21 protein-coding genes are annotated in these 23,941 nt (G+C 62.9%); 13 read left to right on the forward strand and 8 right to left on the reverse strand.

Features of this window, described 5'->3' with window-relative positions; all coding sequences use genetic code 11:
- The first annotated feature begins 469 nt into the window (after positions 1 to 469).
- From M1L53_RS02930 to M1L53_RS02950, 5 genes are all read left to right on the forward strand, one after another.
- Positions 470 to 688 (forward strand): hypothetical protein, encoded by a 219-nt coding sequence (locus tag M1L53_RS02930; RefSeq protein WP_142006271.1) that lies wholly within the window; start codon positions 470 to 472, stop codon positions 686 to 688.
- Positions 685 to 2,223: a hypothetical protein gene (locus tag M1L53_RS02935; RefSeq protein WP_083471156.1), complete on the forward strand. Its 1,539-nt coding sequence runs from the start codon at positions 685 to 687 to the stop codon at positions 2,221 to 2,223. The genes M1L53_RS02930 and M1L53_RS02935 overlap by 4 nt, the downstream gene beginning before the upstream one ends.
- Positions 2,220 to 4,868, forward strand: a complete 2,649-nt coding sequence (locus M1L53_RS02940) for a hypothetical protein (protein ID WP_054187249.1) — start codon at positions 2,220 to 2,222, stop codon at positions 4,866 to 4,868. Before M1L53_RS02935 ends, M1L53_RS02940 begins: the two co-directional genes overlap by 4 nt.
- Complete coding sequence (locus M1L53_RS02945; protein WP_095971622.1) at positions 4,865 to 5,362, forward strand: TIGR04338 family metallohydrolase; 498 nt, start codon at positions 4,865 to 4,867, stop codon at positions 5,360 to 5,362. The genes M1L53_RS02940 and M1L53_RS02945 overlap by 4 nt, the downstream gene beginning before the upstream one ends.
- 61 nt (positions 5,363 to 5,423) lie before the next feature.
- On the forward strand, positions 5,424 to 5,792 hold the full coding sequence (locus M1L53_RS02950) for a helix-turn-helix domain-containing protein (RefSeq protein ID WP_054187250.1): 369 nt from the start codon (positions 5,424 to 5,426) through the stop codon (positions 5,790 to 5,792).
- Here the strand turns inward: M1L53_RS02950 and M1L53_RS02955 are convergent, their stop codons facing one another.
- Both M1L53_RS02955 and M1L53_RS02960 read right to left on the reverse strand, forming a co-directional pair.
- A complete protein-coding gene (locus M1L53_RS02955; protein WP_003945993.1) occupies positions 5,793 to 6,380 on the reverse strand; it encodes an ATP-dependent Clp protease proteolytic subunit in 588 nt (195 codons plus the stop codon). It lies immediately after the preceding gene.
- A 4-nt stretch (positions 6,381 to 6,384) separates the two neighbouring features.
- Positions 6,385 to 6,993 (reverse strand): ClpP family protease, encoded by a 609-nt coding sequence (locus M1L53_RS02960; protein ID WP_054187251.1) that lies wholly within the window; start codon positions 6,991 to 6,993, stop codon positions 6,385 to 6,387.
- 277 nt (positions 6,994 to 7,270) lie between these two features.
- Here M1L53_RS02960 and M1L53_RS02965 point away from each other — a divergent pair, with 277 nt between their 5' ends.
- On the forward strand, positions 7,271 to 8,065 hold the full coding sequence (locus M1L53_RS02965; protein WP_054187264.1) for an LLM class F420-dependent oxidoreductase: 795 nt from the start codon (positions 7,271 to 7,273) through the stop codon (positions 8,063 to 8,065).
- On the opposite strand, the gene M1L53_RS02970 is transcribed toward M1L53_RS02965, so the two are convergent.
- Genes M1L53_RS02970 through M1L53_RS02980 form a run of 3 tightly spaced genes read right to left on the reverse strand, consistent with a single transcriptional unit; the run spans position 7,987 to position 12,298 of the window.
- Positions 7,987 to 9,216, reverse strand: a complete 1,230-nt coding sequence (locus M1L53_RS02970; RefSeq protein WP_054187252.1) for a CaiB/BaiF CoA-transferase family protein — start codon at positions 9,214 to 9,216, stop codon at positions 7,987 to 7,989. The two genes, M1L53_RS02965 and M1L53_RS02970, sit on opposite strands and share 79 nt — an antisense overlap.
- The gene (locus M1L53_RS02975; protein ID WP_054187253.1) at positions 9,213 to 10,928 is read right to left on the reverse strand and encodes an acyl-CoA dehydrogenase family protein; all 1,716 of its coding nucleotides are present in this window, start codon (positions 10,926 to 10,928) and stop codon (positions 9,213 to 9,215) included. Before M1L53_RS02975 ends, M1L53_RS02970 begins: the two co-directional genes overlap by 4 nt.
- Complete coding sequence (locus M1L53_RS02980) at positions 10,928 to 12,298, reverse strand: MFS transporter (RefSeq protein WP_054187254.1); 1,371 nt, start codon at positions 12,296 to 12,298, stop codon at positions 10,928 to 10,930. The genes M1L53_RS02975 and M1L53_RS02980 overlap by 1 nt, the downstream gene beginning before the upstream one ends.
- A gap of 146 nt (positions 12,299 to 12,444) precedes the next feature.
- On the opposite strand from M1L53_RS02980, the gene M1L53_RS02985 reads away from it, so the two are divergent.
- On the forward strand, positions 12,445 to 13,323 hold the full coding sequence (locus M1L53_RS02985) for a LysR family transcriptional regulator (protein ID WP_030537644.1): 879 nt from the start codon (positions 12,445 to 12,447) through the stop codon (positions 13,321 to 13,323).
- Here the strand turns inward: M1L53_RS02985 and M1L53_RS02990 are convergent.
- Genes M1L53_RS02990 through M1L53_RS03000 form a run of 3 tightly spaced genes read right to left on the reverse strand, consistent with a single transcriptional unit; the run spans position 13,320 to position 17,199 of the window.
- On the reverse strand, positions 13,320 to 15,011 hold the full coding sequence (locus tag M1L53_RS02990; protein WP_050655941.1) for an acyl-CoA dehydrogenase family protein: 1,692 nt from the start codon (positions 15,009 to 15,011) through the stop codon (positions 13,320 to 13,322). The two genes, M1L53_RS02985 and M1L53_RS02990, sit on opposite strands and share 4 nt — an antisense overlap.
- A gap of 10 nt (positions 15,012 to 15,021) precedes the next feature.
- Complete coding sequence (locus tag M1L53_RS02995) at positions 15,022 to 16,527, reverse strand: class I adenylate-forming enzyme family protein (RefSeq protein WP_030537646.1); 1,506 nt, start codon at positions 16,525 to 16,527, stop codon at positions 15,022 to 15,024.
- Between the two features lie 36 nt (positions 16,528 to 16,563).
- Positions 16,564 to 17,199, reverse strand: a complete 636-nt coding sequence (locus tag M1L53_RS03000) for a TetR/AcrR family transcriptional regulator C-terminal domain-containing protein (RefSeq protein WP_030537647.1) — start codon at positions 17,197 to 17,199, stop codon at positions 16,564 to 16,566.
- 176 nt (positions 17,200 to 17,375) lie between these two features.
- Between M1L53_RS03000 and M1L53_RS03005 the strand changes: the two genes are divergently transcribed.
- The 6 genes from M1L53_RS03005 to nthA all read left to right on the forward strand — a co-directional run bounded on the left by M1L53_RS03005 (position 17,376) and on the right by nthA (position 23,934).
- On the forward strand, positions 17,376 to 18,356 hold the full coding sequence (locus M1L53_RS03005) for a helix-turn-helix domain-containing protein (protein ID WP_047270147.1): 981 nt from the start codon (positions 17,376 to 17,378) through the stop codon (positions 18,354 to 18,356).
- A 204-nt stretch (positions 18,357 to 18,560) separates the two neighbouring features.
- On the forward strand, positions 18,561 to 19,622 hold the full coding sequence (locus M1L53_RS03010; protein ID WP_007735242.1) for a phenylacetaldoxime dehydratase family protein: 1,062 nt from the start codon (positions 18,561 to 18,563) through the stop codon (positions 19,620 to 19,622).
- A gap of 115 nt (positions 19,623 to 19,737) precedes the next feature.
- Complete coding sequence (locus tag M1L53_RS03015; protein ID WP_007735244.1) at positions 19,738 to 20,106, forward strand: helix-turn-helix transcriptional regulator; 369 nt, start codon at positions 19,738 to 19,740, stop codon at positions 20,104 to 20,106.
- Positions 20,107 to 20,150: 44 nt separating this feature from the next.
- Entirely contained in the window at positions 20,151 to 21,557 is a 1,407-nt protein-coding gene (locus M1L53_RS03020; protein WP_054187255.1) for a substrate-binding protein, read from the forward strand.
- Between the two features lie 114 nt (positions 21,558 to 21,671).
- Complete coding sequence (locus tag M1L53_RS03025) at positions 21,672 to 23,237, forward strand: amidase (RefSeq protein ID WP_054187256.1); 1,566 nt, start codon at positions 21,672 to 21,674, stop codon at positions 23,235 to 23,237.
- Positions 23,238 to 23,310: 73 nt separating this feature from the next.
- Entirely contained in the window at positions 23,311 to 23,934 is a 624-nt protein-coding gene (gene nthA, locus M1L53_RS03030; RefSeq protein WP_042450854.1) for a nitrile hydratase subunit alpha, read from the forward strand.
- The last annotated feature ends 7 nt before the right edge of the window (positions 23,935 to 23,941 follow it).

A 23,941-nucleotide genomic window follows, 5' to 3' on the forward strand; every position in this document is an offset into this window, starting at 1 on the left:
GGTGCCAGCAAAGGCGCTCCTCAATACATTCAGCACGCCGCTGTAGCCGTGCGCGTCCTCGGCCAATGGAGCCTGCCTATAGATATCCTTCTTAGCCACGCTTAATCACGCAGAAGAGATGGATTCGATTCATTGATTCGCCCGTATTGGTCACAAACTGCAGTTCGCGCCTAGCGAAGCGTCACTGCTAGTGCGAGCTGAAGTAGCGATGCAGGCGCTCGTGACTCAGTACAGGCTTCCGACCGGAGCGCGTTGCCTCAGCAACCCATTTATGAAGACAACGGAATAGAGCGACTTCAAGTTCAGCTGGCGCTGCTAGTGCCCTCAAGTTGACCTGATCACGCAAACACCGTTTGATCATTTGCCATTCCACGGTGTTGTCATTGGCCACGGATAGTGTGAGACCACATTCCGAACTCGAAGGGCCTGTATCTATGGCAACACCCACGCCAATCTCATCTGGAGCATTGTGAACCTGAGGGCCCCGATCAGAGCGATCGAGTCCTCCGCAGGCTTGTCATCACCGATCCTCAAGTCGCCGGATCCCGTGCAGAAACTCAGCGGAAAGTTGTTTTCGATGGCGTACTGCCAAGTCGGCACTGATAGCGGCGGCGAGACCGTCGAGTTGGAAGGCTCCGGCGCCGAGATTGATGGTGGCGTCCAGTCGACGACGGAGTTCAAGTCTTGAGCGAGAGGGACGCGGTGTCGGCAGTGGTGGAGGGGCCGGAATGGTGCGCCCCCGGGTTGGATTACCGCGGCGGCCGATACCCGCTCGGCGTCGAGGCCTTCGTGCTGAACATGGTGGACACGCTGGTGCCTGGGCTGTCCACGCTGACCGAGAAGGCCCGATACTTCTCGCTGTATTGGGCCCTCGCGGCATACGCCGAGGAATGTGAGTGGGATCGGACGCAATGTCGAACGGCGCTACGCCGCGCCGAGGTGGCTGTGGCCTGGGCCTCACTGTCCTCTGCTGCAGACGAGGACTCCGCAGCCGGGCGCACGTCACACGGCGCTGACCGCGTCGCCAAGATCGTCGCAGCCGGAGACGTCGCGAGACTCACCGAACTCGGCGACTACTCGTATTCGCCACGGGCATGGGGCTTTTGGTCGCAGTATCGGGGCCCCGCCGTGGTTCTCGGTATCGTCTCGACAGACCGGGATGCCTTGCGGTCGGGATCACGGTCGTGCCCTCCGGCAATTCGAGCGATGTTTCGCCCGCTGCTCGACATCGTGGGGGAGAGACCGGTCACGGAGGCTGATCTCGCCGAGGTGGAGCCTCTAACCCGGATATCCCTCGACGATCCAGACCTGGCCCCGCTGCGTGATGTGCTCACCGCGACGGCGGGTGGCACCCATGATCCCGACGCTTGGGCACCCAATGACGGCACGCGCCGCTCGACGCTCCGCATCATGGGGCGCGCTGTCCAGCGCCGCGGTGACGAGACTTCGTGGCAGCGAATGCTCACGGACGCCGTCGTCTACGGTGGGGATCTCACAGCAGATCCCGTCTTCTCCCAGGAGATCGAGCGGGCCGAGGCCTGGCGGGGCGCCATTCTGCGGCACTATTCGGTAGGCGCCTGGCGCAGTCTGTGGTCCGCGCTGGTCGAGGCGGTCAGCACGGCGGGGGAACCAGTCTCGCGGGATGAACTGCATGACTGGATGCGGGCGGGGATCAGCGGCGAGTCCGTGCGGGAGTTCCTGACCAGCTGCCCGGACGTCCTCGACCGCCATGGCTCTCCCGCTCCGGCGGAACAGGAGGTCTGGGACTTGCTGGATCGAATTGAACGGAACCTGGCGATACTGCTGTTCGGCTCGCTACGCGTCGAGCAGCTGTCGGGGCTCACGCTAAGTGCCTTTGTCGGGAACAGGGCATCCTCGCGTGGTCAGATTCTGGACCCCTCGTGGGTGGCCAGACGGCGGGGAGAATTCTACGACCGGCCGCTGGCGGATTTTGCATGCGCCCTGGTTGACGACATGCTCGCGCAAGCCCACCGGGTCTCGCTACGGAAGCTGTCCGCCAGCGGAGGCCGGATGGTGCTTCGCACCAAGCTGCACGAGATGAACGGCCGGTACTTCGCGACGGGCTCCGAGGGCTCTGGAAATGTGGGCCTGCGTGCCGCCCAGTTGGGCATCGTCGCCTCACAGATCGGCCTATTCGACCTGGACGACGAGTCCATCCGGACTACCGATCTCAGCCACGCCCTCTTGAATCTGCCGCGATGACGGGGGCCAGGATCGAGTTCCACTCACCGCTGACGCTGCTGACGCGGTGGATGGAGGAAGGCAATGCGCGATTGCGGGAGGTGCTGATCACCGGATTCACCCTGGACCTGGCGTTTCTCGAAAGGCACTTCATCGGCCCGGCTCGCGCACTGGGCGCGCGCATCACTGTGCTGTCCGATCCCCACCACTCCGTCCATGACGCTATCGAGATCCGCCACGCGGGACGGACCTACCAGCACGGTAATGCCAGTTGCAGCGGTGCCTTCCACCCCAAACTCGTACTGATGGTAGGGGAGGAGGAGGTGTGGGCCGCCATCGGATCCGGCAACCCGACCACCTCCGGATGGGGACACAACGACGAGTTGTGGCTGGTGCTCCGATCCGGACTCAAGCAGGGGCCGCCCGCGCTGCTCGAGCTGTCCGACTGGTTGAGCGGTCTACCCGCCGCGGTGAGCATGCCCTCGTGGATCGCTGAGACTGTCCTCGAGGTGGCAGCGATGATCGTGCCCGAGGATTTGGACGGATCACTGCCGGATCTGCGCATCCTCGGCAATCTCGACCGGCCGCTCATCTCGCAACTCCCGCTGGGGCCCACCGACGTATTGCGCATGTATGCCCCGTTCTTCGACCCCGCCTCCGCCGCCGTCAATTCATTGATCGACAAGCTCCGGCCGCAGCGGGCGGTGGTGGCGGTGCAGCCGCGGTGGTCGCAATTCCACGGCGAGGGCCTGGTCGAGGCGATCTCGGAACTGCCGACTGCAGAGTTCCGCCTGCTCGACGAGAATCGTCTGCGCCACGGGAAGCTCGTGGAGTGGACCTCGGACGGCCGAGTGACCGCGTTGGTCGGCAGCGCCAACATCACAAGAGCCGCGATGCTCAAGGCCACGCAGGCCGGCGGCAACTGCGAGCTCGCGGCCATGTACCCCGCCCCGCACACCCTGATGCCGGATGGTGCCCCCATCTCCCCGGCAAACCTGCGCGTCCTCTCGACGATTCCCGCCGCCGAGCAGCGACCGAAGCCCGCCGTTCCCGTGACCATCCTCGGTGCCCGCCGCCAGCAAGATCTGATCGGGGTGGAGCTGCTTTCCACCGGGGTCGCGCCCATTTCCATCGAGGCCAGTGCCACCGGCGCACCCGGGGACTGGCGGGTGTTCCACATCCACCAACCAGAGCGCCCAGGCCCAGTCCATGTCTCGTTCAGCGCGCCGCCGACATTCGGCGAGGCCATCCGCGCAGTTGTCGAATCCGCGGACGGACGGCACGTCACCCCAGTTGTGTTCCTGACCGACAGCACCCGCTGCCTATCGCGCAGCACCGAACCGGCGGGCCCACGGCTCGTCCGCGAATACACCTACGAGGAACTGTTCTCTGATGCTGAACTTGCCCGGATCTTCGATCGCGACCTGAACAGGCTGCTCCGGGTGCTGGCCGATCAGCGCAGTCCCGGGGGCCGGACTCAGGCGACCGGCCCGCGTCTCTCAACCGCGAACCAGGATGACAGATGGGGCAACTGGCTCACGAGCACAGAGCGGAGGCTCGGCCCCTCATTGACCGGATTGGTCTTGCCTGGCGTGCTCAAGCGCGAGACCGCCGAGCCCACCCGGTGGTCAGTGGACCTTGAAGATCCGGGTCTCGACATCATTGAGGACGAGGATGCCGAGGAGTTCGAACCGGAAGAGGACCGTCCCGAGTCGGGCTACGCACCGCACATCGATCCTGCCCTGCACCAACTTTGGCGTCAGAACGCCCGCCGCATGCGGCTCGCAGTCTCCGCGGAGCCAGCGCCCCCGCTGGAACTCCGCATGCTGGTGGCGGTCATGCACTACAACCTGCTGGCCGCCGGCGTGTGGGGGGAAGATCCGTCGTGGCGCGCCGGGTTGGCTGAGGTCCTACTCGCCCTGGTCAAGCCTGACCAACATGTGGAGAGCGTCGACAAGGCCGAACAGTATGTCGCCTCCTTGATTGCCATCGGCCTGGCTCTGCTTGCGCAGAATACGGATTTGTGGGGAGGCACACAGGACGACATTCTGTTGCAAACCGTTTGGGCCGAAGTTGGGATCTTCGCCGCGGTAGCCGAAATGGAATTCGTCGAGGACTATCTACGGTCCTCCGAAGAGATCTATGCACAGGTGGTCGGCCCATCCGACGTCGAGTCTGTGATCGTCCTGGCCCAATTATCAGTGGACGATCCCCTCGCAAAAGTGCATGCCGCGTTGGACGCGGCGGGCTTTTCCGTCGAGCGCGTCAAGGGTGTCTGGCGCGCGTCGACGGACCGGGAGGCAACGGTTCGAGTCGCCGCGCAAATCGCCACCATCATCGACGGATCGTGCGCAGTTCTGGTCGACGGCTCGGAGTCAACATGCGCATTCCTCCGCGAAGGTGCTGTTATCGCCGTCGCCCAGAGCACACAGCCACAGTGGCGGTTGTTCAGATTGTCGATCGTTGGCACCCCATCGTCCGCGCTGGGGGGCGGCGATGGGCAGCGGCCGTGGCACAGATGCTCTCGAAGCGAGCCGTCTCCAGAACTACAGGCCCTGGCGAAAGGAATCGGAGTCGATCTCAGCAAAATCGAGCTCTATTTGCACACAGTTCGTCTAGGGAACCCTCCGGAGATCGGCGGGGTGCGCGGGCAGCTCGACTCGTGAGGGATAAGCAGCGGAGCGCCGTTTACGAGGCAGAGACGTTGGTACGCACCATGTTCGATCGCGCCGACGAGCGCGGGCTTCGGAGCGTCGAGGTCATGGGTTCCACCATCACCCTGCCGGTCGAGCGCAAATTCGGTTCCGTGGAGTCGGTCCAGGCGTACTGCGATCAGCTACTCGGACTGAACTGGGTTCGGGAGACCTGGCCTCGCGCAGCCGTTTCGGTGTCCGTACGGTCCCGCGCCGGTAATGCCGCCGCCCACTATTCGAACGACGTCATCGCCGTTCCAGACGACCGTGACGGCCGGTGGGCACTGCGAGAATTCGTCGTCCTGCACGAACTCGCGCACCACCTGGGCGACCCAGCCTCCGACGAGGCTTCCCACGGGCCCGAGTTCGTCGACCGCTACACGAGCCTTGTCGGCGAGATCGTCGGGCCCGAGGCGGCCTTCGTTCTTCGAGCGATGTTCCTTGCCGGCGGTGTCCAGACAAGTTGAGGGTTATCAGCCCTCGGTGAACCGGGTGGTGCGCGAACCGGTCGGCTGGAATACTCGGCCTATGGAGGCATCGCGGAGATTAGTCCTGGTCAAGGGTGAGTCGGAACTCCCCGATCCGGCTGTCGCCGTCCGCAAACCCCCTCTGATTCGTGAGGCCTACGGACGAGTGTTGCGGGAGGTCCGACGCGATCAGGACCGAACTCTCGACGACGTCGCCGCGAAGGTCGGGATGTCGAAGCAGTACCTCTCCGAGATCGAACGAGGCAAGAAGGAACCGTCGTCGGAAATTCTGCGCGCCATCTGCGAAGCGCTCGGGATGCCGCTCGAGCACCTGCTGTTCCGAGCGGGCAACAGGATCGTTGCGCTCAACTCCCTCACCTTCGGGCATTCTCCCGCACCGATCTCGGGTCCCGTCCTGATGGCGGCGTAGTCAGTTCCCTTCGATGAGGGTGTCGGCCAGTCCGTAGGAGATAGCGTCGTCGGCAGTGAAGATCCTGTCGCGATCGGTGTCCTTACGGAGCCGCTCGACGCTCTGACCGGTGTGCTTACTCAGAATCGCCTCGGTCTGCTCCCGGATTCTCAGGATCTCGGCTGCTTGAAGCGCGAGGTCCGAGATGGTGCCGCTACCTTGCGTCGACGGTTGATGCAGCAGCACCCGCGAATGGGCAAGAACATGCCGATGGCCCGGAGTGCCGGCGGCGAGAAGCACTGCAGCAGCCGAAGCCGCTTGACCCATGCAGTACGTCGAAATCGTCGGTTTCAAGAACTGCATGGTGTCGTAGATCGCGAGCATCGCCGTGGTGGAACCGCCGGGAGAGTTGATGTACAAACCGATTTCGCGATCCGGGTTGTCGGCTTGCAGATGCAGCATCTGAGCCATCACGACGTTGGCGACGCCGTCATCGATCTCTGTGCCGAGAAAGACGATGCGTTCGTTGAGCAGCCTGCTGAAGATGTCGAAAGACCGCTCACCCGTTGGCGTTCGCTCGATGACACTGGGAATCGTGTACTGGGACATGACGTCACAATCCGATCTTGGGGAAGGTGGCTTGCGGTGCGATCTCGGCGAAGGACGTCACGACGCGGTCGACGATCCCGTACTCGCGCGCCTGTTCGGCGGTGAACCAACGATCCCGATCACTGTCGGTCTCGATCTCCTCGACGGTCCGGCCCGTTTCGGTGGCGAGGATTTCCTGCGATTGACGCTTCATCAGCTCGAGGCTCTCGGCCTGGATCGCAATGTCCACCGCAGTGCCACCGATACCTGCCGAAGGTTGGTGCATCATGATGCGGCTGTGCGCCAGGCTGATTCGCTTGCCGTGGGTACCGGAGCAGAGAAGCACCTGGCCCATGCTGGCGGCGAAGCCCATCGCGACCGTCACGACGTCGTTGGGGATGAGCTTCATCGTGTCGTAGATGGCCAGACCGGCAAACACCGATCCGCCGGGTGAATTGATGTAGAGCACGATGTCGCGCTTGGGGTCGGTGGTGGCGAGTAGTACCAGTTCCGAACACACACGTTCGGCCATGGCGTCGTTGACCTCGCCGGTGAGCAGAATGGTTCGCTGTCGGAAGAGCCTGTCTGTCAACAGGTCACGGTAGCCGGTATCTGTGGGCGCTTCGGTAGTCATGAATCCATTCCTACCGGCGCAGCGATGCCGGGGCCCCGCCTGTCTGCTGTGGGCAGATCGCCCCTGTTTTGCCCGCCGCCTTTGCCTGCCCCCTTTCTGCCTGCCCCCTTTTTGAGCGAACGGCACGTTCAGTCGATCTAAGGCGCCGAACGTGCCGTTCGCTCGAAAAGGGGTGGGTATGAGAAGCGGGCATACCCGTCACCGACCGCGGTAGCGGTACCGCGCACACCCGGCCATGATGGGAGAAGACAACCATTCCTCTCGTCAGGAGCGTGGCATGACTCGTCCGGTACGCATCGGTGTTCAACTCCAACCTCAGCACGCACCCGATTACGGGTTGATTCGCGACGCCGTCTTGCGGTCCGAGGACGCCGGGGTGGACATCGTCTTCAACTGGGACCACTTCTACCCGTTGACCGGCGATCCCGACGGCGCCCACTTCGAATGCTGGACCATGCTCGGCGCCTGGGCCGAGCAGACCGAACGCGTCGAGATCGGCGCCCTGGTCACCGGCGGCGGTTACCGCAATCCGGATCTGCTGGCCGACATGGCGCGAACCGTCGACCACATCAGCGACGGACGCCTGATCCTCGGCATCGGTGCCGGCTGGTTCGAGAAGGACTACGACCAGTTCGGATACGACTTCGGCACTCCCGGTTCACGGCTGAAACTGCTGGGCGAATACCTCCCCCGCATCACGGGCCGCCTGGCCAAGGGCAACCCGCCGCCGACGCGCAATATCCCGGTCCTCATCGGGGGTGGCGGCGAGAAGAAGACCTTGCGACTGGTCGCCGAGTACGCCGACGTCTGGCACAGCTTCGGTGACCGCGAGACACACCTGCGCAAGTCGGACATCCTCTCCGACCATTGCGCCGACGTGGGCCGGAACCCGACCGAAGTGGAGCACTCGGTTCCGTGGCCTGGGCTCGAGAATGCAGCCGACCTGGTCGCCGACGGTGTCTCGCTCTTCACCGTCGGCGTCAGCGGACCCGACTACGACCTGACGACGCTCGTCGAGGCCATCGGCTGGCGGGATGACAACACGGCACCGGCATTGAGCGGACTCGCCTGAGTGGTTCCCAACACCTCGTCGTTGTCGGCGCCGAGAACGGGCGGCGCCGACGTCAGACGTGGCCTCCGGCCTGAGAAGTTGACCGGAAAGGCCACTTGCTTGAGCGGACCGAGCGTCGGATGGTCGACGGTCCCCACCATGCCGAGTGCGGCGGTGTGGGGATCGGAGTAGATCTCGTCGAGGTGGCGGATCGGTGAAACCGGGACCGCTCGTTCGGCGAGAAGAGTGCACCAGTGTTCGACGGTGTCCGACGCGAAGGCGATGGTGAGTTCCCGTTCCAGACTCTCGCGGTTCTCCACCCGCTCACGGTTGTGGACGAAACGAGGATCGGTGGCCAGTTCGTCTCGACCGATGGCCTCGCACAGCGACGCCCACATCGCGTCGTTGCCGACGGCGATGACGAAGTACCCGTTGCTGGCAGGAAATGCTTGGTAGGGGGCAAGATTCGGGTGACCGGAGCCCAGCGCCGTCGGACGCTCACCGGTGGCGAAGTAGCTGGTCGCCCAGTTCACGTGCATGGCGAGTTGGCACTCGTACAGCGACGTGGTCACGTACTGTCCGCGTCCGGTGCGACCTCGCTCGACCAATGCGGCCAGCACCCCGACCAGTCCGAACAACGCTGCGCCCAAATCTCCCAACGCAAACCCGGACTTCATCGGAGCGCCGCCGGGTTCACCGGTGAGCGACATGAGCCCTCCAGCGGCTTGCGCGATCATGTCGTAACCCGGCTCGTCGCGCAGTGGGCCTTCTTCACCGAACGCCGAGATGTGCAGGGTGATCAGGTGGGGATACCGCTCGGACAGTGCCTGGTAGTCGAAGATCTCCTGTAATCCGCTGCCCGGCTTGAAGTTCTCCACCACCACATCGGCCTCTTCGAGCATGCGGTGGATGATCTCCTGCCCTTCGGTGGACTTGAGGTCGATCGTCACCGACTTCTTACCGCGGTTGATCGCGAGGTAGTAGGCGGCATCTACCCCGACAAAGGGAGGTCCCCATGAACGCGTGGGGTCACCGCCCTCGGGGTGTTCGATCTTGGTGACGTCGGCTCCGAGATCGGCAAGTGACATGGTTGCGTACGGCCCGGCAAGGATCTTCGACAGATCGAGGACGCGGACACCGGCCAGGGGTGCGGGGCCTGTTGGAGTATTCACCGGTGACCTCCTGCTACAGAAAGGAACTCGGCTAAGACGTCACGTGCATCATCCAGCTCGACGTCGCCGCCGTCGGTTATCACGTCGAGTTTGCCGAGCGCGGCCGACGGCACCTTCCCGGCTAGACCGGCCAGGTAGGAGTTCGCCACCAGCAGTGACCGGTACCCGCGACCTTCTCGGATGCCGTGATACGCAAGGTCGAAGAGCAGGGTCGCCATGACGGTACGAGCCAACTCGTCGGAGTACCTTGCACTCGCAGCCTGCGCGGCATCGTCGGTTCCGGCGATCAGACGATCTCCTTCATCGACCAGTTCCTCCCAGCGCCGCAACAGAACTCCGGCCCCGGCTTCGCAGTCCGGTCCGACGGCGGACAGGATGTCCGTCATCGCTCCCGCGACCGTGCGGTGCGAATCGAACTTGCGTAGGCACCGAAGTACGTCCAGCGCAATGACATTGCTCGAGCCCTCCCAGATGGAGCCGAGGTGAGCGTCCCGCACGAGTCGCGGATCGACCCATTCCTCGATGTACCCGTTTCCGCCGCGCACCTCCATTGCCTCACCGGTGACCACACGCGCACGTTTGCACACGAAGTGTTTGGCGATCGGCGTCAGCACCCTGATCAGTGCTCGCGCTTGATCGTCACCACCGTCTGCAGCCTGAAGACACTGCGCGCTGTACGCCACCAGCGCGAGCGAAGCCTCGGCATCGAGCGCGAGGGGAAGAAGAGTCGCCCGCATCAGCGGCTGATCGAAGAGCCTCTTACCGAACACGACTCGGCTCTTCGAATGTTCGACGGCTTCGCGGACCGCTCGGCGCATGAGAGCGCTCGAACGCATCGCGTTGGACAGCCGCGACGTGTTGACCATCTCCGCCATCTGCCGGAAACCTCGTTCGAGTTCGCCGACCTGGAGTGCGTGTGCGCGGTCCAGCGTCACCTCGCCACTCGGCATGGAACGTGTACCCAGCTTGTCCTTGAGCCGATCGATCGTGAGGTTGTTGCGCTCGCCGGAATCCAAAGTCTTGGGCACCATGAACATTCCGACTCCACGCGTCGAACCATCCTGTCCGCCCGGAAATCTTGCAAGGGTGATGATCACGTCGGCATCGGGGTTGGAGGCGAACCACTTCTTGCCCGTCAGGACCCATCCGTCACCGTCGCGCTCGGCACGCGTTTCAGTGCAGGCGATGTCGGTACCTGCCTGAATCTCGGTCATGAACATCGCGCCCGTCTTCGCATGCTCGGGATCGGTCGACGTCAACGCGTCGATCCAGGGCGAGAACACGGCCGGATCACCGAACATACGCAGCGTCCGCGCAGCAGCATCGGTCATCGACACCGGGCAGGCCAGCCCGAACTCTGCCTGAACGAAGACGTACGACGCGAGGTACTTCGCGAGTGGCGGAGGTACGGAGCCCCATCCGTGCAACCCTTTTCGGTGCGACATGGCGGACAGGCCGTACTCGTTGTACGCCGCCCGGCACAGTTCCAGGTAGGCCGGGTGATAGGAAATCCGGTCGACGCGATCACCAGCCTTGTCGAACTGCTGCAACACCGGTGGATTCCTGTCGGCGATGTCGGCAAGCTCGGACAAACGGCCGGCTGCATCTCGGCCCAGCCGGTCGAGCAATCCGTTCAACGTCTCTCGGTCCGCCCCGGCGGTCCATCTGTCCACTACCGCTGTCAGAGCGGGGTCGGTGTGTGCAAAGTTCATCAGTGGTCAACGCCTTTCAGGGTGGAAACATCGGTCATGGTCGAGGAGCTCGTCGATTCCAGCCCTTGCGCGTGCAGCGCACTCCTGCGCAACAAAGCAGTCATACAGACAAGGGAGAGAACGACATACACGAGCCCGAGAGCTACGACCGGCCAGATCGAGTTGGTTCGCGTCAGCAGATACTGGCTGACCATCGGGGCCGTTCCGGCAAAAACGGCGGTCGACAATTGGTACGACAGAGAGATGCCGGTATACCGAACATTGGTGGGGAAAACCTGCGCCAGGATGCCGGCCAACGCGGCGTAATACATTGCGTGAGGCGCCGTCGCGAGGACCATACCCAGAATCGCCAAGGGCACGGAACCCGTCTGAACCAGCACGAACATCAGTGGTAGGAGCACGATCTCCGGAAGCAGCATCCAACGGACCGCTTTCGACGGATCGATCCGCGTGGCCAGCACAGCGCCGAAAGGCTGTACGAGCGCCTGGGCTACCAGTGCGACGGTGATCACGAGGAGGAAGTCACTGCGCTCGAAGCCGAGATCCGTTGTCGCCCATGAGAGCGCAAAGGTTGTCTTGACGTACGTGATGGCAACACCGGCAACCACAGCGCCGACGCCGAGAGCAAGTTCGACGGGATGCGAACGCAACACTTCGACCAGCGGCATCCGTGTACGTTTTTGTGCCGCAACAGCCTTCTTCATCTCAGGTGTCTCGGAGATGTGCAACCTGATGTAGAGAGCGACGATCACCAAAGCTGCGGATCCGAGGAACGGCAGACGCCAACCCCACGACTCGAACACGGAATCCGACATCAACGTCAGGCCGAGGAAGGCCAGCGTCGCGAGCAGGTTGCCGACCGGTGAACCCTGCTGCGCAAACGCACCGTAGAGCACCTTTTTCTTCGGGGGAGCGAACTCGGTGGCGATCAATACGGCGCCACCCCATTCGCCGCCCATGGCAATGCCCTGGAGAACACGCAGTGCCACAAGCAGTATCGGTGCCCAGATCCCGATCTGGGAGTACGTAGGGAGGAGGCCGACACCGACGGTTCCCAACCCCATGAGCGCGAGGGTGATGATCACGGCGTTCTTGCGACCGAACTTGTCTCCGAAATGACCGAACACCACTCCGCCGACCGGACGCGCCACGAATCCCACGGCAAAAGTCGCGAAGGCTGCGAGTGTTCCCACCGCCGGCGACGCATCCGGGAAGAACAGCGGGCCGAGCACCAAGGCGGATGCGGTTCCGTAGATGTAGAAGTCGAACCACTCGATAGTCGTTCCGACAAACGCCGTGATTCCGGCCTTGCGTGCCTGTTTGGTGTTGTATTCAGGCGGATTGGTGTCTTGACCTGGGTGTTGATCCACGGTTCTCCCTGATTCTCGCGTCGGGCATCACCAAGGGATGCAATGTGAGGCGTGAATCACTATCGTCCGAAATCCATGTAGAGTCCAAGACTTAGTTCGACTTATTTATGTGGGAGAACCACATAATGAAACCCGGGAGGAGCGACGTGGAACTGCGTCAACTGCGCGCGTTTCTCGCAGTCGCCGACGAACTTCATTTCGGCCGGGCCGCCGAGCGACTCCACATCGGCCAGTCCCCGCTCAGCCAGACCATTCGGGCGCTCGAGCGTGAACTGGGCACCGACCTGTTCGTCCGGACCACCAGATCAGTGCAACTGACAGCCGCCGGCGAAGCCTTGGTCACGCCCGCACGGATCATCGAAGCGCAGATCGCCGTGGTACGAGAAATCGCATCGGCCGCGTCGACTGGCGAGACGGGCCGTGTCACAGTGGGTTTCGGCGGAACAGGCGGCTACACCGTCCTGTCGGCCCTCACACGGTCCTTGGCCGACTCCCATCCGGGAATCGAACTGGAACTACGGCCGCAGATGTACTCGGGTGAGGTGCTCGACGCTCTCCGACGCGGAGCACTGGACATGGGCATAGTCGGCCTGCCCATTCCGCGCGGATTCGAGACTCACACTGTGCGGGAGGAAACCTTGATGGTCGCGGTTCCTGCCAGGCATCACCTCGGTACGCATGACTCGGTGTCACCGGAAGACCTGGCAACCGAGCGATTCGTGATGTATCCCGCCGAGCACGGCTCGGTGGTGCGCGATGCAACGTTGTCCGTTTGCGCCACAGCAGGTTTCACGCCCACCATCGCACACGAAGCCCCCGATCCGTACAGCCTGTTGGCCATGGTCGGAGCGGGGGTCGGGATCGCCGTCGTCGTGGAGTCGACGGCGCATCTGTCCATGGACGGGGTCGTGTACCTGCCGATCGCCGGGGCCACGCCCACGCTGAAAATCGCGATGGCATGGCGACCCAACAATCCGACGCCGGCAGTACACACCGTCACCAGGGTACTGAGGGAGCAGCCTTAGGCTCTCGCGAGAACTCCGGCGAAATCTGTTCCCACAGGCAGAGTTCCGTACTCGTGACCACGGTCGGCGCCGAGGCGAGCGGCAATGAACGCATCGGACGAGGCGGCCGGGGAGTGGCGCACCATGAGCGAAGCCTGCAGTGCCAACGCCATAGCCTCGACGACGGTCCGAGCGCGGAGTTGAGCGTCGGCAGGTGCCATCGTGGCGAGCTCACCGAGTTGGCGTCGTACTCGATCGAGGTGCTGATCGAGGACCGGGTTGTTGCCGCGGGCGAGGTTGATCTCGTGGTCGAAGGCGGCAACGGAGTCGGGTTCACGGGTCATCGCGCGCAGGACGTCGAGCGCAATGACGTTGCCCGACCCCTCCCACACGGCCATGACGGGCTGCTCACGGTAGCGACGGGCAAGCGGGAAGTCCTCGGTGTAACCGTTGCCGCCCAGGCACTCGAGGGCTTCGTAGGAGTGGTGCGGGCCGCGCTTGCAGATCCAGTACTTCGCAACAGCCGTCGCGAGTCGGCGGAACGCCTTTTCCTGCTCATTCGCGTCCTCGTCCTGCGCACGAGCCAATCGCAGTGCGGTGATGGTCGCGGCTTCGGATTCGAGAGCCAGATCGGCAAGCACCGAGGTCATCGCCGGCTGATCTGCCAGGACGGCACCGAAAGCGCTGCGGTGCCGTGCATGCCACACCGCTTCGGCCACCGACTGACGCATACCCGCCGTGCTGCCGAGAATGCAGTCGAGTCGCGTCTGGGACACCATTTCGATGATGGTCCGCACACCGCGTCCCGGTTCGCCGATCATGGTGCCGACGGTGCCGTCGAGCTCGATCTCGGACGACGCGTTGGACTTGTTGCCCAGCTTGTTCTTCAGACGCTGGATGCGGAAGACGTTGCGTGTGCCGTCGGGCAGGATGCGGGGGAGAAGGAAGCAGGAAAGTCCCTCGCCGGCAGCACCTTCGGCCTGAGCGAGAACCAGGAAGGCGTCGGACATCGGCGCGGAGCAGAACCACTTGTGTCCGGTGAGGAGGTAGTCCGCACCCGGGCCGCCACGTCCGGCCGGCTTGGCGATGGTCGTGTTGGCTCGCACGTCGGAGCCACCCTGCTTTTCCGTCATCGACATTCCGAAGATCGCGGATGCCTTTCCGGGAGCATCCAACTCGGGGGTGTAACTCCGAGAAAGGGCACGCGGGGTCCAGATGGCGGCTACATCGGGTTGCAGCTCGAGCGAGGGGATCACAGCGTGCGTCATGGAGATCGGGCACGCGTGGCCCGGTTCGACCTGGGAGAACAGCATGAATGCCGCGGCCCGAGCCACGTTGGCACCCGGCTTGGGGTCAGCCCAGGCAGAGGTGTGAGCACCGTGCGCAACGGCAGCAGAGATGATCCGGTGATACGACGGATGGTATTCGACCTCGTCGATGCGGTTTCCCCAGCGATCGAAGGTCTTCAATTCGGGGATCACCGTGTTGGCCAGCTCGGCGTCGTGCTGGAACCCGGCACTGCCGACCAGTTCACCGATATCGGTGAGTTCACTGGTGGCCCAATCGGCGTCGTGACGCGCGACGCCTTCGGCCAGGACCGTATCGAGCAGGAACTCGTTGACGTCCGTGCGCGGTACCGACTGGTTGAGCACTGCATGGGTGCGATGCGGAGCCGGGTGGGTGACGGTCTTCTCGGAAATATCAGTCATGACAGGCCTTTCAGCTCGCTGCGCGGATGAGGTGCTTCTGGATCTTGCCGGTCGGTGTACGCGGAAGAATCGTCGCGAACACCACTTCACGCGGAATCTTGTAGCGCGCCAACTTGTCCGAGAGGTAGTCCTTGATGTCGTCGGCGCTGATGACATCCGGTTCACGCCAGACGACGTGCGCGACGACGGTCTCGCCCCATTCTTCGTTGGGTTTTCCGACAACGGCGACGTCGACGACGTCCGGGTGGCCGGAGATCACGTCCTCGACCTCCTTGGAGTAGACGTTCTCGCCGCCCGTGATGATCATGTCCTTCGCGCGGTCGACGATGAAGAGGTAACCGTCCGCATCCTTGCGCGCCAGATCGCCGGTGCGATACCAACCGCCGTCGGCAAAAGCAGCCTTCGTGGCAGCGGGGTCGTCGAGGTACCCCTGCATGACGGTGTCGGCGCGCAGCCAGATCTCACCGATCTGATCGGGCTCCGCGTCGGTGCCGTCATCGGCAACCAGGCGCAGGTCGACGCCGGCCAGCGCGACGCGGCCGATCGAGCCCGCCTTGCTCAACTGCTCTTCGGGGTACAGCACGGTGCCCACTGGCCCGGTCTCGGTCATGCCGTAGACCTGCCGGAATTCGGTGGTGCCGTACGACTCCACCAGTCGCCGAGCGACATCCGCGCCGATCGGTCCCCCGCCGTACAACCACGCACGAACGCTTCCGAGGTTGTAGTCGGCAAAGTTCGGCACGAGGTTGAGTGCGGTGGTATAGATGACCGGCGGTCCGAAGCAGAGGGTAATGCGTTGTTCCTGAACTGTTTCCAGAAATTTGACGGGATGGTACTCGCGCAGCAGCACGACGGTTCCGCCCATGTAGAGCGTGGACATGAACCAGTTGTTGAGCGGGGAAGCGTGCCAGATCGGGACGGCCATGAGCAGTCGCTCGTCCCGAGTCGTCGACACGGCGAGGGCCGCGGTGACGGCAACACCGACGACGTTGCGGTGGCTGTGGACGCAGCCCTTGGGCGAGCCGGTAGTCCCCGAGGTGTAGAGGATTTCGGCCGGATCGTTCTCGTCGATGTCGATACCGTCAACGCCGTCCTGGCGGGTGATGGCGTCGTCGAAGAAGTCGAAACCGTCTGCGACAGAGTCCGTGCTGATCAGCTTGGCCGTTGTCTCCAGTCGACCGACAACCGGCGCCAACTCACCGTCGAAGACGCACACAGACACCTTCGCGTGTCCCAGCACGTAGGCAACTTCCGGAGTCTGCATCTTGTGGTTGATGGGGACCACGACGGCGCCCAAGCGCCAGGCACCGAGCATCGCGTACACGAATCCCGGAGTGTTGTAACACATCAGCGCGACGCGGTCGCCCGGCTGCACGCCCAGCGACTGCAAATAGCCTGCGGCGCGTCGACTTCCGTCCTGAACCTGGGAGTACGTGTGATCGTGACCGTCGAATATCAGGAAGGGTTTGTCCGGGGTCTTGGTGACGTTGCTGTCGAATACGCGAACGATATTCATCGAAGTCCTTGTCGGAGAATCACGCTCGAAGAGAGTTCATTCCATCGAGCTGTTGAGTACGGCGTCGGGTATCTGGAGGGTGGCGAAGATGACGGCAACCGCCTCCTCGAGGGAGTAGCCGAAGCTCTCGCCGGTGGCAGTCTTCTGGATGACGAGGCCGAAGATCGCAGACCAGAAGGCCTTGGACTCGACGTCGATGCCCGCGCGCAGCTGCCAGCCGGTGCGGATCAAGGTACGGAGGAGGGCGGTTTCGCCCGAGGAGTGCAGAGTGCGAAGCGTTTCGGAGATCAGGTCGCGGAGTTCACCACGACGACCCGTCATCATCATCGCTTCCACGAAGAGTTCGACGCTGGGAGCGCCCGAGCCCAGGAGGGATCCGACCAGCTTCTCGGTGTAATCGCCGACCGTGTCGGCGTCGGCGGCATCGACCTCGGCACGCTTGCCTGCGCGCAGAACGGCCGCGCACGCCACCTCGACGAAGAGCTTTTCTTTGGAGCCGTAGTAGTAGGTCACCTGGTTGGGATGGGCGCCGGCGGCCGTGCAGATCTGCGCGATGGAGACGCTGTCGCCGTGCTCGAGGAACAGCTCGGTTGCGGCGTTGAACAGCGCCATGCGCGTCTGCTTGCCCGACTCACGCGTCGCGCGCGCTGCGGGAACTGCCTCGGTGGCCATCACGAACTCCTACTTGTTTGTACGACAAACAATAACTCGGCGTTGTTTGTATGGCAAACAATTTCTTCCCGACGCGATGACATGTCGACTTCTATCGACATGTCTGATGTGCGGGATTACTCTCTGAACATCGAGCACCCGAGAACTTCGGCTTTTCTGCGAGGAGGCGCCCTGCAATGCTCGCGCGATCCGGCTTCTCCCTGCCCACACGCACGACTCTCACGGGCGACTGGGCAGATTTGTTGCGCGAGCATTTTGTCGCGCTCGACGTATCCGATATCGGAGACGGCGATCGATTCAGCGGGGCCGTCCACTCGGCCCAACTCGCACACGTTCGGGTATCCGCAGTTCAATCGATGGAACAACGAATAGTCCGTAGCAACAGCCTCATCAAAAGCGACGGCGCGGACTATCTGCAGATCGGGATGATCCGCCGCGGTAGCGCGGTAGTGCGCCAAGACGACCGCGAATGCGTCCTGCGACGTGGCGACTACGTCCTGTACGACACCACGCGCCCCTTCGATTGGCAGATCGAGGGACACGCACACGACGGCATCTGGGGACTCGAGGTGTTCACCTGGCCACGGTCGTACCTGTCGCTCAGCGACGCGGAGGTCACGAGCCTGACCGCCATCGCCTTCGACGGACACGCGGGCCTGAGTGGCCTGCTCGGTCGCTTTCTTCACGATCTTGCCTCCGTCCGCATGACGTCCGACGCAAGCGGAGACGAAGAGGAAGTCGTCAACGAGATCGGCAACCTGGTCAAGTCCGTTCTTCACACAACTGCGCGACCGATCACCTCACGGCGAACCAGCCTCTACGAATCCGCCCTGTCGGTCATAGACGCCCGCATCGCAGACCCGGCCCTGTCTCCGGTGGACATCGCGGGATCAGTCAAAGTCTCCATTCGCCAGTTGCACCGAGCCTTCGCCGAACACGGCACAACCGTGTCGCGTTCGATTCGCAGCCGTCGACTCGACGGTTGCCGTCGTGAGATCGTGCAACGCCACGGAGTAGAGCGGTCGCTGACCCAGATTTCTCACCGCTGGGGATTCACCGACCTGGCCGCCTTCAGTCGAGCCTTCAAGGCGGAATTCGGGATCAGCCCGCGGCGGTACCGGTCGCAAGCAGCGGCCCCCACAAGTACTACCCGCTGATCTGTAACATCTTCGGACACTTACCCATTGAACATGGTGTTCAAAATTTTCTGTCGCCGAAACGTATCCACAATTCTTGGCACGGTAGGCCAAGCATCGGGCGCTGACGGCCAAGTTTGCTCGGCTGAGCGGGCGTAGATTTTCGGCACGGCGTTGCCAAGTGCCAGGCACCCGATTCGACCACCTACATCACAGGGAGCACTCATGGAATCTGCAATCGGCGAACACCTTCAATGCCCGCGCACTCTGACCAGGCGGGTCCCGGATACCTATACGCCACCGTTTCCCATGTGGGTCGGGCGCGCAGACGACACATTGCACCAGGTCGTGATGGGCTATCTCGGCGTGCAGTTCCGCGGCGAGGATCAGCGCCCGGCAGCACTGCGGGCGATGCGGGATATCGTCGCCGGCTTCGACTTGCCGGACGGACCGGCACACCACGATCTCACCCATCACATCGACAACCAGGGCTACGAGAACCTGATCGTGGTCGGTTACTGGAAAGATGTTTCTTCCCAACATCGTTGGAGCACATCACCTCCAGTGTCCTCCTGGTGGGAGTCCGAAGACCGCCTGTCGGACGGATTGGGGTTCTTCCGCGAGATCGTGGCACCGAGAGCCGAACAATTCGAAACGCTCTACGCGTTCCAAGACGACCTCCCCGGGGTGGGAGCTGTCATGGACGGTGTCAGCGGCGAAATCAACGAGCACGGCTACTGGGGTTCGATGCGCGAGCGGTTTCCGATCTCCCAAACCGACTGGATGCAGGCCTCGGGCGAACTGCGGGTCGTCGCCGGTGACCCCGCCGTAGGTGGACGCGTAGTAGTGCGGGGACACGACAACATCGCACTGATCAGGTCCGGGCAGGACTGGGCCGACGCGGAAGCAGACGAGCGCAGCCTCTACCTGGACGAAATCCTGCCCACTCTTCAATCGGGCATGGACTTCCTCCGCGACAACGGCCCGGCCGTCGGGTGCTACAGCAACCGATTCGTACGCAATATCGACATCGACGGAAACTTCCTCGACTTGAGCTACAACATCGGCCACTGGGCCTCCCTCGACCAACTCGAACGGTGGTCGGAATCCCACCCGACCCATCTACGGATCTTCACGACGTTCTTCCGGGTGGCCGAGGGCCTGTCGAAATTGCGTCTCTACCATGAGGTCTCGGTATTCGATGCCGCCGATCAGCTCTACGAGTACATCAATTGCCATCCCGGGACCGGAATGCTGCGCGACGCGGTGATCACCGCCGAGCACTGACCGAAGTCGCCGGCAATCTTCGGCCACATTCTTTCCCTCGGAGGCAACTCGAGATATGTTGACGGGTGTCGACATATCTCAGTAGAGACCATCGAGGAAGCGCGGACAGCAGACAGTGACTACTCAACGAAACGAAGAGTTGGCGTTTGCTGTGCTGGCCGACCAAGTGCGTCGACAGATTCTCGACACGCTGGCTACCCACGGCGAGTGCAACGCGGGCTTCATCAGCGATCAAATTTCGACGGTCGGTCGCACCACGGTATCCACACATCTCAAGGCGCTGCGGTTGTCCGGCGTGATCGTCGAACGGCGTCAAGGACGTCATCGCCTGTTCTCGATAGATCCATCGGGGCCCGCCAACGATGCACTCCAGTTCCTGCGCGACGTCCTCGGGCGAGCGCTGGAAGCAGGTTCGAACGCCTCCGAGTTGCCGGCCACTGCGACTGAGGATTCAGACGTCGCATCGGTGCGTCGCCGAGCGTGAGGCCCTGTTGAGCCCCAGCACCTATTTCAGGCAGGAAGTAGAACGTGCCAGGTCTCTCCGTAACGGCACAGATCGTGACGACCGACCCACCAGGGTCAGCCTTCGAGCGCCTCGAAACGGGGCAACTGCTCGAACTCGAATGTGAGCAACTGACGGTCGGGGCCGCTGCCGCCATCTCCCTTCCCGTCGGCGACGGCGCACGCGCAGATCCAGTCGGAATGCCGATCACGCTGTTGGGATACGTCGCCGGCGTGAAGCGGGGCCGATCGGTCGTGATCGTGCACCACCAACCGTGGCGCGGCCGCCTGACGATCCGGTTCTTTCCCGACGGCGCCGGGACCCGGATCGTTCTCGAGTCCAGCCTCGATCAGGACGGCATTTCCTGGCTTGCCAACAAGCGCGGATTCGCTCCACCCGAACCTCCGCGTTCCGACCGACATCGGATCGGGCTGCTGGTCAGCAAATCCGGCCCGGCAGCTGTATTCGCCCAGGCGACAGAAACACTCGCAGCACTGGCCGTGGAAGAAATCAACGCCGACGGCGGCATCGGCGGCGTTCTCGTCGACTTGGTGATCGGCGATGACGCTTCCGACTCGGCGGCCGGAGCGGCGACCGCACTGCGATTGGTGAAAAGCGGATGTCGCGCCGTTTTCGCGTGCGTGACATCGTCGACCTTCAATGCCGCTGCATCTGCATTGCAGAACACCGGTGTGCTGTTGGTGCACACAGTTCTCAACGAGGGAGGTCGATCGCGTCCGGGAGTCCTTCGATTGGGTGAGCGCCCACTCGACCAGACGCGAGCGGGTATACCCGCAATGATGTCCGAGACCGGTTCTCGCACTTGGTTCCTGGTCGGCCAGCAGTATTCGTGGTCGTTCGGTGCGCATTGGGCGGCCCGGCGTGTGATCGCCGAATCCACAGGTTCGGTGGCCGGCGAAGTCTACGTACCGTTGGGGACAACCGACTTCTCACGCATCATCGAGTCGATAGCCGACTCCGGGGCCGAACTGATTCTTTCCACCCTGGTGGGCCATGACGAGGTCTTCTTCGAACGACAATGCGCCCAGCACGGACTGCGGGCCACCACGCGGACGTTTGCATTGGTCCTCGACGAGGCCACTCAGCAGCTCATCGGCAATTCCGATGCCGACGGAGTCTGGGCGGCATTCGGCTACTTTCAATCCGCAGCCGGCGATCACGACCTCGAAAAGCGATACAGCGCGAGCTCGAACGAACTCCTGCCTCCGCTCAGTTCCCTGTCGGAGACAACGTACGAAGCGATCGTCGCTTACGCACGCGCCGTCGAACGAACGTCGGCAGGCGATCCGGAAACAGTACTTCGGCAGCTTGTCACGACATCGAAAAGCTCTACGAACAACGGTGTTCCACTGCATCGACCGATTCTGCTCGCTGAATCACGCCGTGGGCGCCTGTACCCCCGCTCTCTCTGAGCGCGCGTAACCCGAACTTAACGAGTCAATATGTCGATACCTATTGACGCAATTATGGATCCGGCCCTAGTCTGAAAGACAAGTGAAGCCGATCACATCAGGAGCACACTTCTCATGGCGACAATCCGACCTGACGACAATGCAATAGACACCGCCGCAAGGCATTACGGCATCACTCTCGACCAATCAGCCCGGCTCGAGTGGCCGGCACTGATCGACGGAGCACTGGGCTCCTACGACGTCGTCGACCAGTTGTACGCCGACGAGGCAACCCCGCCGACCACGTCACGTGAGCACACGGTGCCAACAGCGAGCGAAAATCCTTTGAGCGCTTGGTATGTGACCACAAGCATCCCGCCGACGTCGGACGGCGTCCTGACCGGCCGACGCGTGGCGATCAAGGACAACGTGACCGTGGCCGGAGTTCCGATGATGAACGGGTCTCGGACAGTAGAGGGGTTCACTCCGTCTCGCGACGCGACTGTGGTCACTCGACTACTGGCGGCCGGTGCAACCGTCGCGGGCAAAGCTGTGTGTGAGGACCTGTGTTTCTCCGGTTCGAGCTTCACACCGGCAAGCGGACCGGTCCGCAATCCATGGGACCCACAGCGTGAAGCAGGTGGATCATCCGGTGGCAGTGCAGCTCTCGTCGCAAACGGTGACGTCGATTTTGCCATCGGCGGGGATCAGGGTGGATCGATCCGGATCCCGGCGGCATTCTGCGGCGTCGTCGGACACAAGCCGACGTTCGGGCTCGTCCCGTATACCGGTGCATTTCCCATCGAGCGAACAATCGACCATCTCGGCCCGATCACACGCACGGTCCACGATGCCGCACTGATGCTCTCGGTCATCGCCGGTCGCGACGGTAACGACCCACGCCAAGCCGACAGCGTCGAAGCAGGTGACTATCTGTCCACCCTCGACTCCGATGTGGATGGTCTGCGAATCGGGATCGTTCGAGAAGGTTTCGGGCACGCGGTCTCACAGCCCGAGGTCGACGACGCAGTCCGCGCAGCGGCACACAGTCTGGCCGAAATCGGTTGCACGGTAGAGGAAGTAAACATCCCGTGGCACCTACATGCTTTCCACATCTGGAACGTGATCGCCACGGACGGTGGTGCCTACCAGATGTTGGACGGCAACGGATACGGCATGAACGCCGAAGGTTTGTACGATCCGGAACTGATGGCACACTTTGCTTCTCGACGCCTTCAGCACGCCGACGCTCTGTCCGAAACCGTCAAACTGGTGGCTCTGACCGGCCACCACGGCATCACCACCCTCGGCGGCGCGAGCTACGGCAAAGCCCGGAACCTCGTACCGCTCGCCCGCGCCGCCTACGACACTGCCTTGAGACAATTCGACGTCCTGGTGATGCCCACACTGCCCTACGTCGCATCCGAATTGCCGGCGAACGACGTGGATCGTGCAACCTTCATCACGAAGGCTCTCGGGATGATCGCCAACACAGCACCGTTCGACGTGACCGGACATCCGTCCCTGTCCGTTCCCGCCGGCCTGGTGAACGGGCTTCCGGTCGGAATGATGATCACCGGCAAGACCTTCGCCGATGCGACGGTCCTCCGGGTCGGGCGCGCATTCGAAAAGCTTCGCGGCGCGTTTCCGACGCCTGCCGACCACATCTCCGACTCTGCACCACAACTCAGCCTCACCTAGTTCTGTATCCGCACTTGCACAACAAATTCCACCGATTCACACATGATCAGCCCGCATAGAAAAGGTGAACCAGATGTCAGTAACGATCGACCACACAACGGAGAACGCCGCACCGGCCCAGGCGCCGGTCTCCGACCGGGCGTGGGCCCTGTTCCGCGCACTCGACGGTAAGGGATTGGTACCCGACGGTTACGTCGAGGGATGGAAGAAGACCTTCGAGGAGGACTTCAGTCCAAGGCGCGGAGCGGAATTGGTCGCGCGGGCGTGGACCGACCCCGAGTTCCGGCAGTTGCTTCTCACCGACGGTACCGCCGCGGTTGCCCAGTACGGATATCTGGGCCCCCAGGGCGAGTACATCGTGGCAGTCGAAGACACCCCGACCCTCAAGAACGTGATCGTGTGCTCGTTGTGTTCATGCACCGCGTGGCCCATTCTCGGCCTGCCCCCTACCTGGTACAAGAGTTTCGAATACCGTGCGCGAGTGGTGCGTGAGCCACGGAAGGTTCTCTCCGAGATGGGAACCGAGATCGCGTCGGACGTCGAGATCCGCGTCTACGACACCACCGCCGAAACTCGCTACATGGTTCTCCCGCAACGTCCCGCAGGCACCGAAGGCTGGAGCCAGGAACAGCTTCAAGAGATCGTCACCAAGGACTGCCTGATCGGCGTCGCAGTCCCGCAGGTCCCCACCGTCTGATCACCCC

Origin of the sequence: Rhodococcus sp. T9N (assembly GCF_024436645.1) — a bacterium.
Classification (GTDB): Bacteria; Actinomycetota; Actinomycetes; order Mycobacteriales; family Mycobacteriaceae; genus Rhodococcus_F; species Rhodococcus_F qingshengii.

Coding starts and splice junctions, on each gene's coding strand:
- M1L53_RS02975 (WP_054187253.1), bottom strand. CDS start 10,928: ATGAACTTTGCACACACCGACCCCGCTCTGACAGCGGTAGTGGACAGA.
- M1L53_RS02940 (WP_054187249.1), top strand. CDS start 2,220: ATGACGGGGGCCAGGATCGAGTTCCACTCACCGCTGACGCTGCTGACG.
- nthA (WP_042450854.1), top strand. CDS start 23,311: ATGTCAGTAACGATCGACCACACAACGGAGAACGCCGCACCGGCCCAG.
- M1L53_RS02950 (WP_054187250.1), top strand. CDS start 5,424: ATGGAGGCATCGCGGAGATTAGTCCTGGTCAAGGGTGAGTCGGAACTC.
- M1L53_RS02955 (WP_003945993.1), bottom strand. CDS start 6,380: ATGTCCCAGTACACGATTCCCAGTGTCATCGAGCGAACGCCAACGGGT.
- M1L53_RS03025 (WP_054187256.1), top strand. CDS start 21,672: ATGGCGACAATCCGACCTGACGACAATGCAATAGACACCGCCGCAAGG.
- M1L53_RS03005 (WP_047270147.1), top strand. CDS start 17,376: ATGCTCGCGCGATCCGGCTTCTCCCTGCCCACACGCACGACTCTCACG.
- M1L53_RS03000 (WP_030537647.1), bottom strand. CDS start 17,199: ATGGCCACCGAGGCAGTTCCCGCAGCGCGCGCGACGCGTGAGTCGGGC.
- M1L53_RS02990 (WP_050655941.1), bottom strand. CDS start 15,011: ATGACTGATATTTCCGAGAAGACCGTCACCCACCCGGCTCCGCATCGC.
- M1L53_RS02995 (WP_030537646.1), bottom strand. CDS start 16,527: ATGAATATCGTTCGCGTATTCGACAGCAACGTCACCAAGACCCCGGAC.
- M1L53_RS03010 (WP_007735242.1), top strand. CDS start 18,561: ATGGAATCTGCAATCGGCGAACACCTTCAATGCCCGCGCACTCTGACC.
- M1L53_RS02960 (WP_054187251.1), bottom strand. CDS start 6,993: ATGACTACCGAAGCGCCCACAGATACCGGCTACCGTGACCTGTTGACA.
- M1L53_RS02965 (WP_054187264.1), top strand. CDS start 7,271: ATGACTCGTCCGGTACGCATCGGTGTTCAACTCCAACCTCAGCACGCA.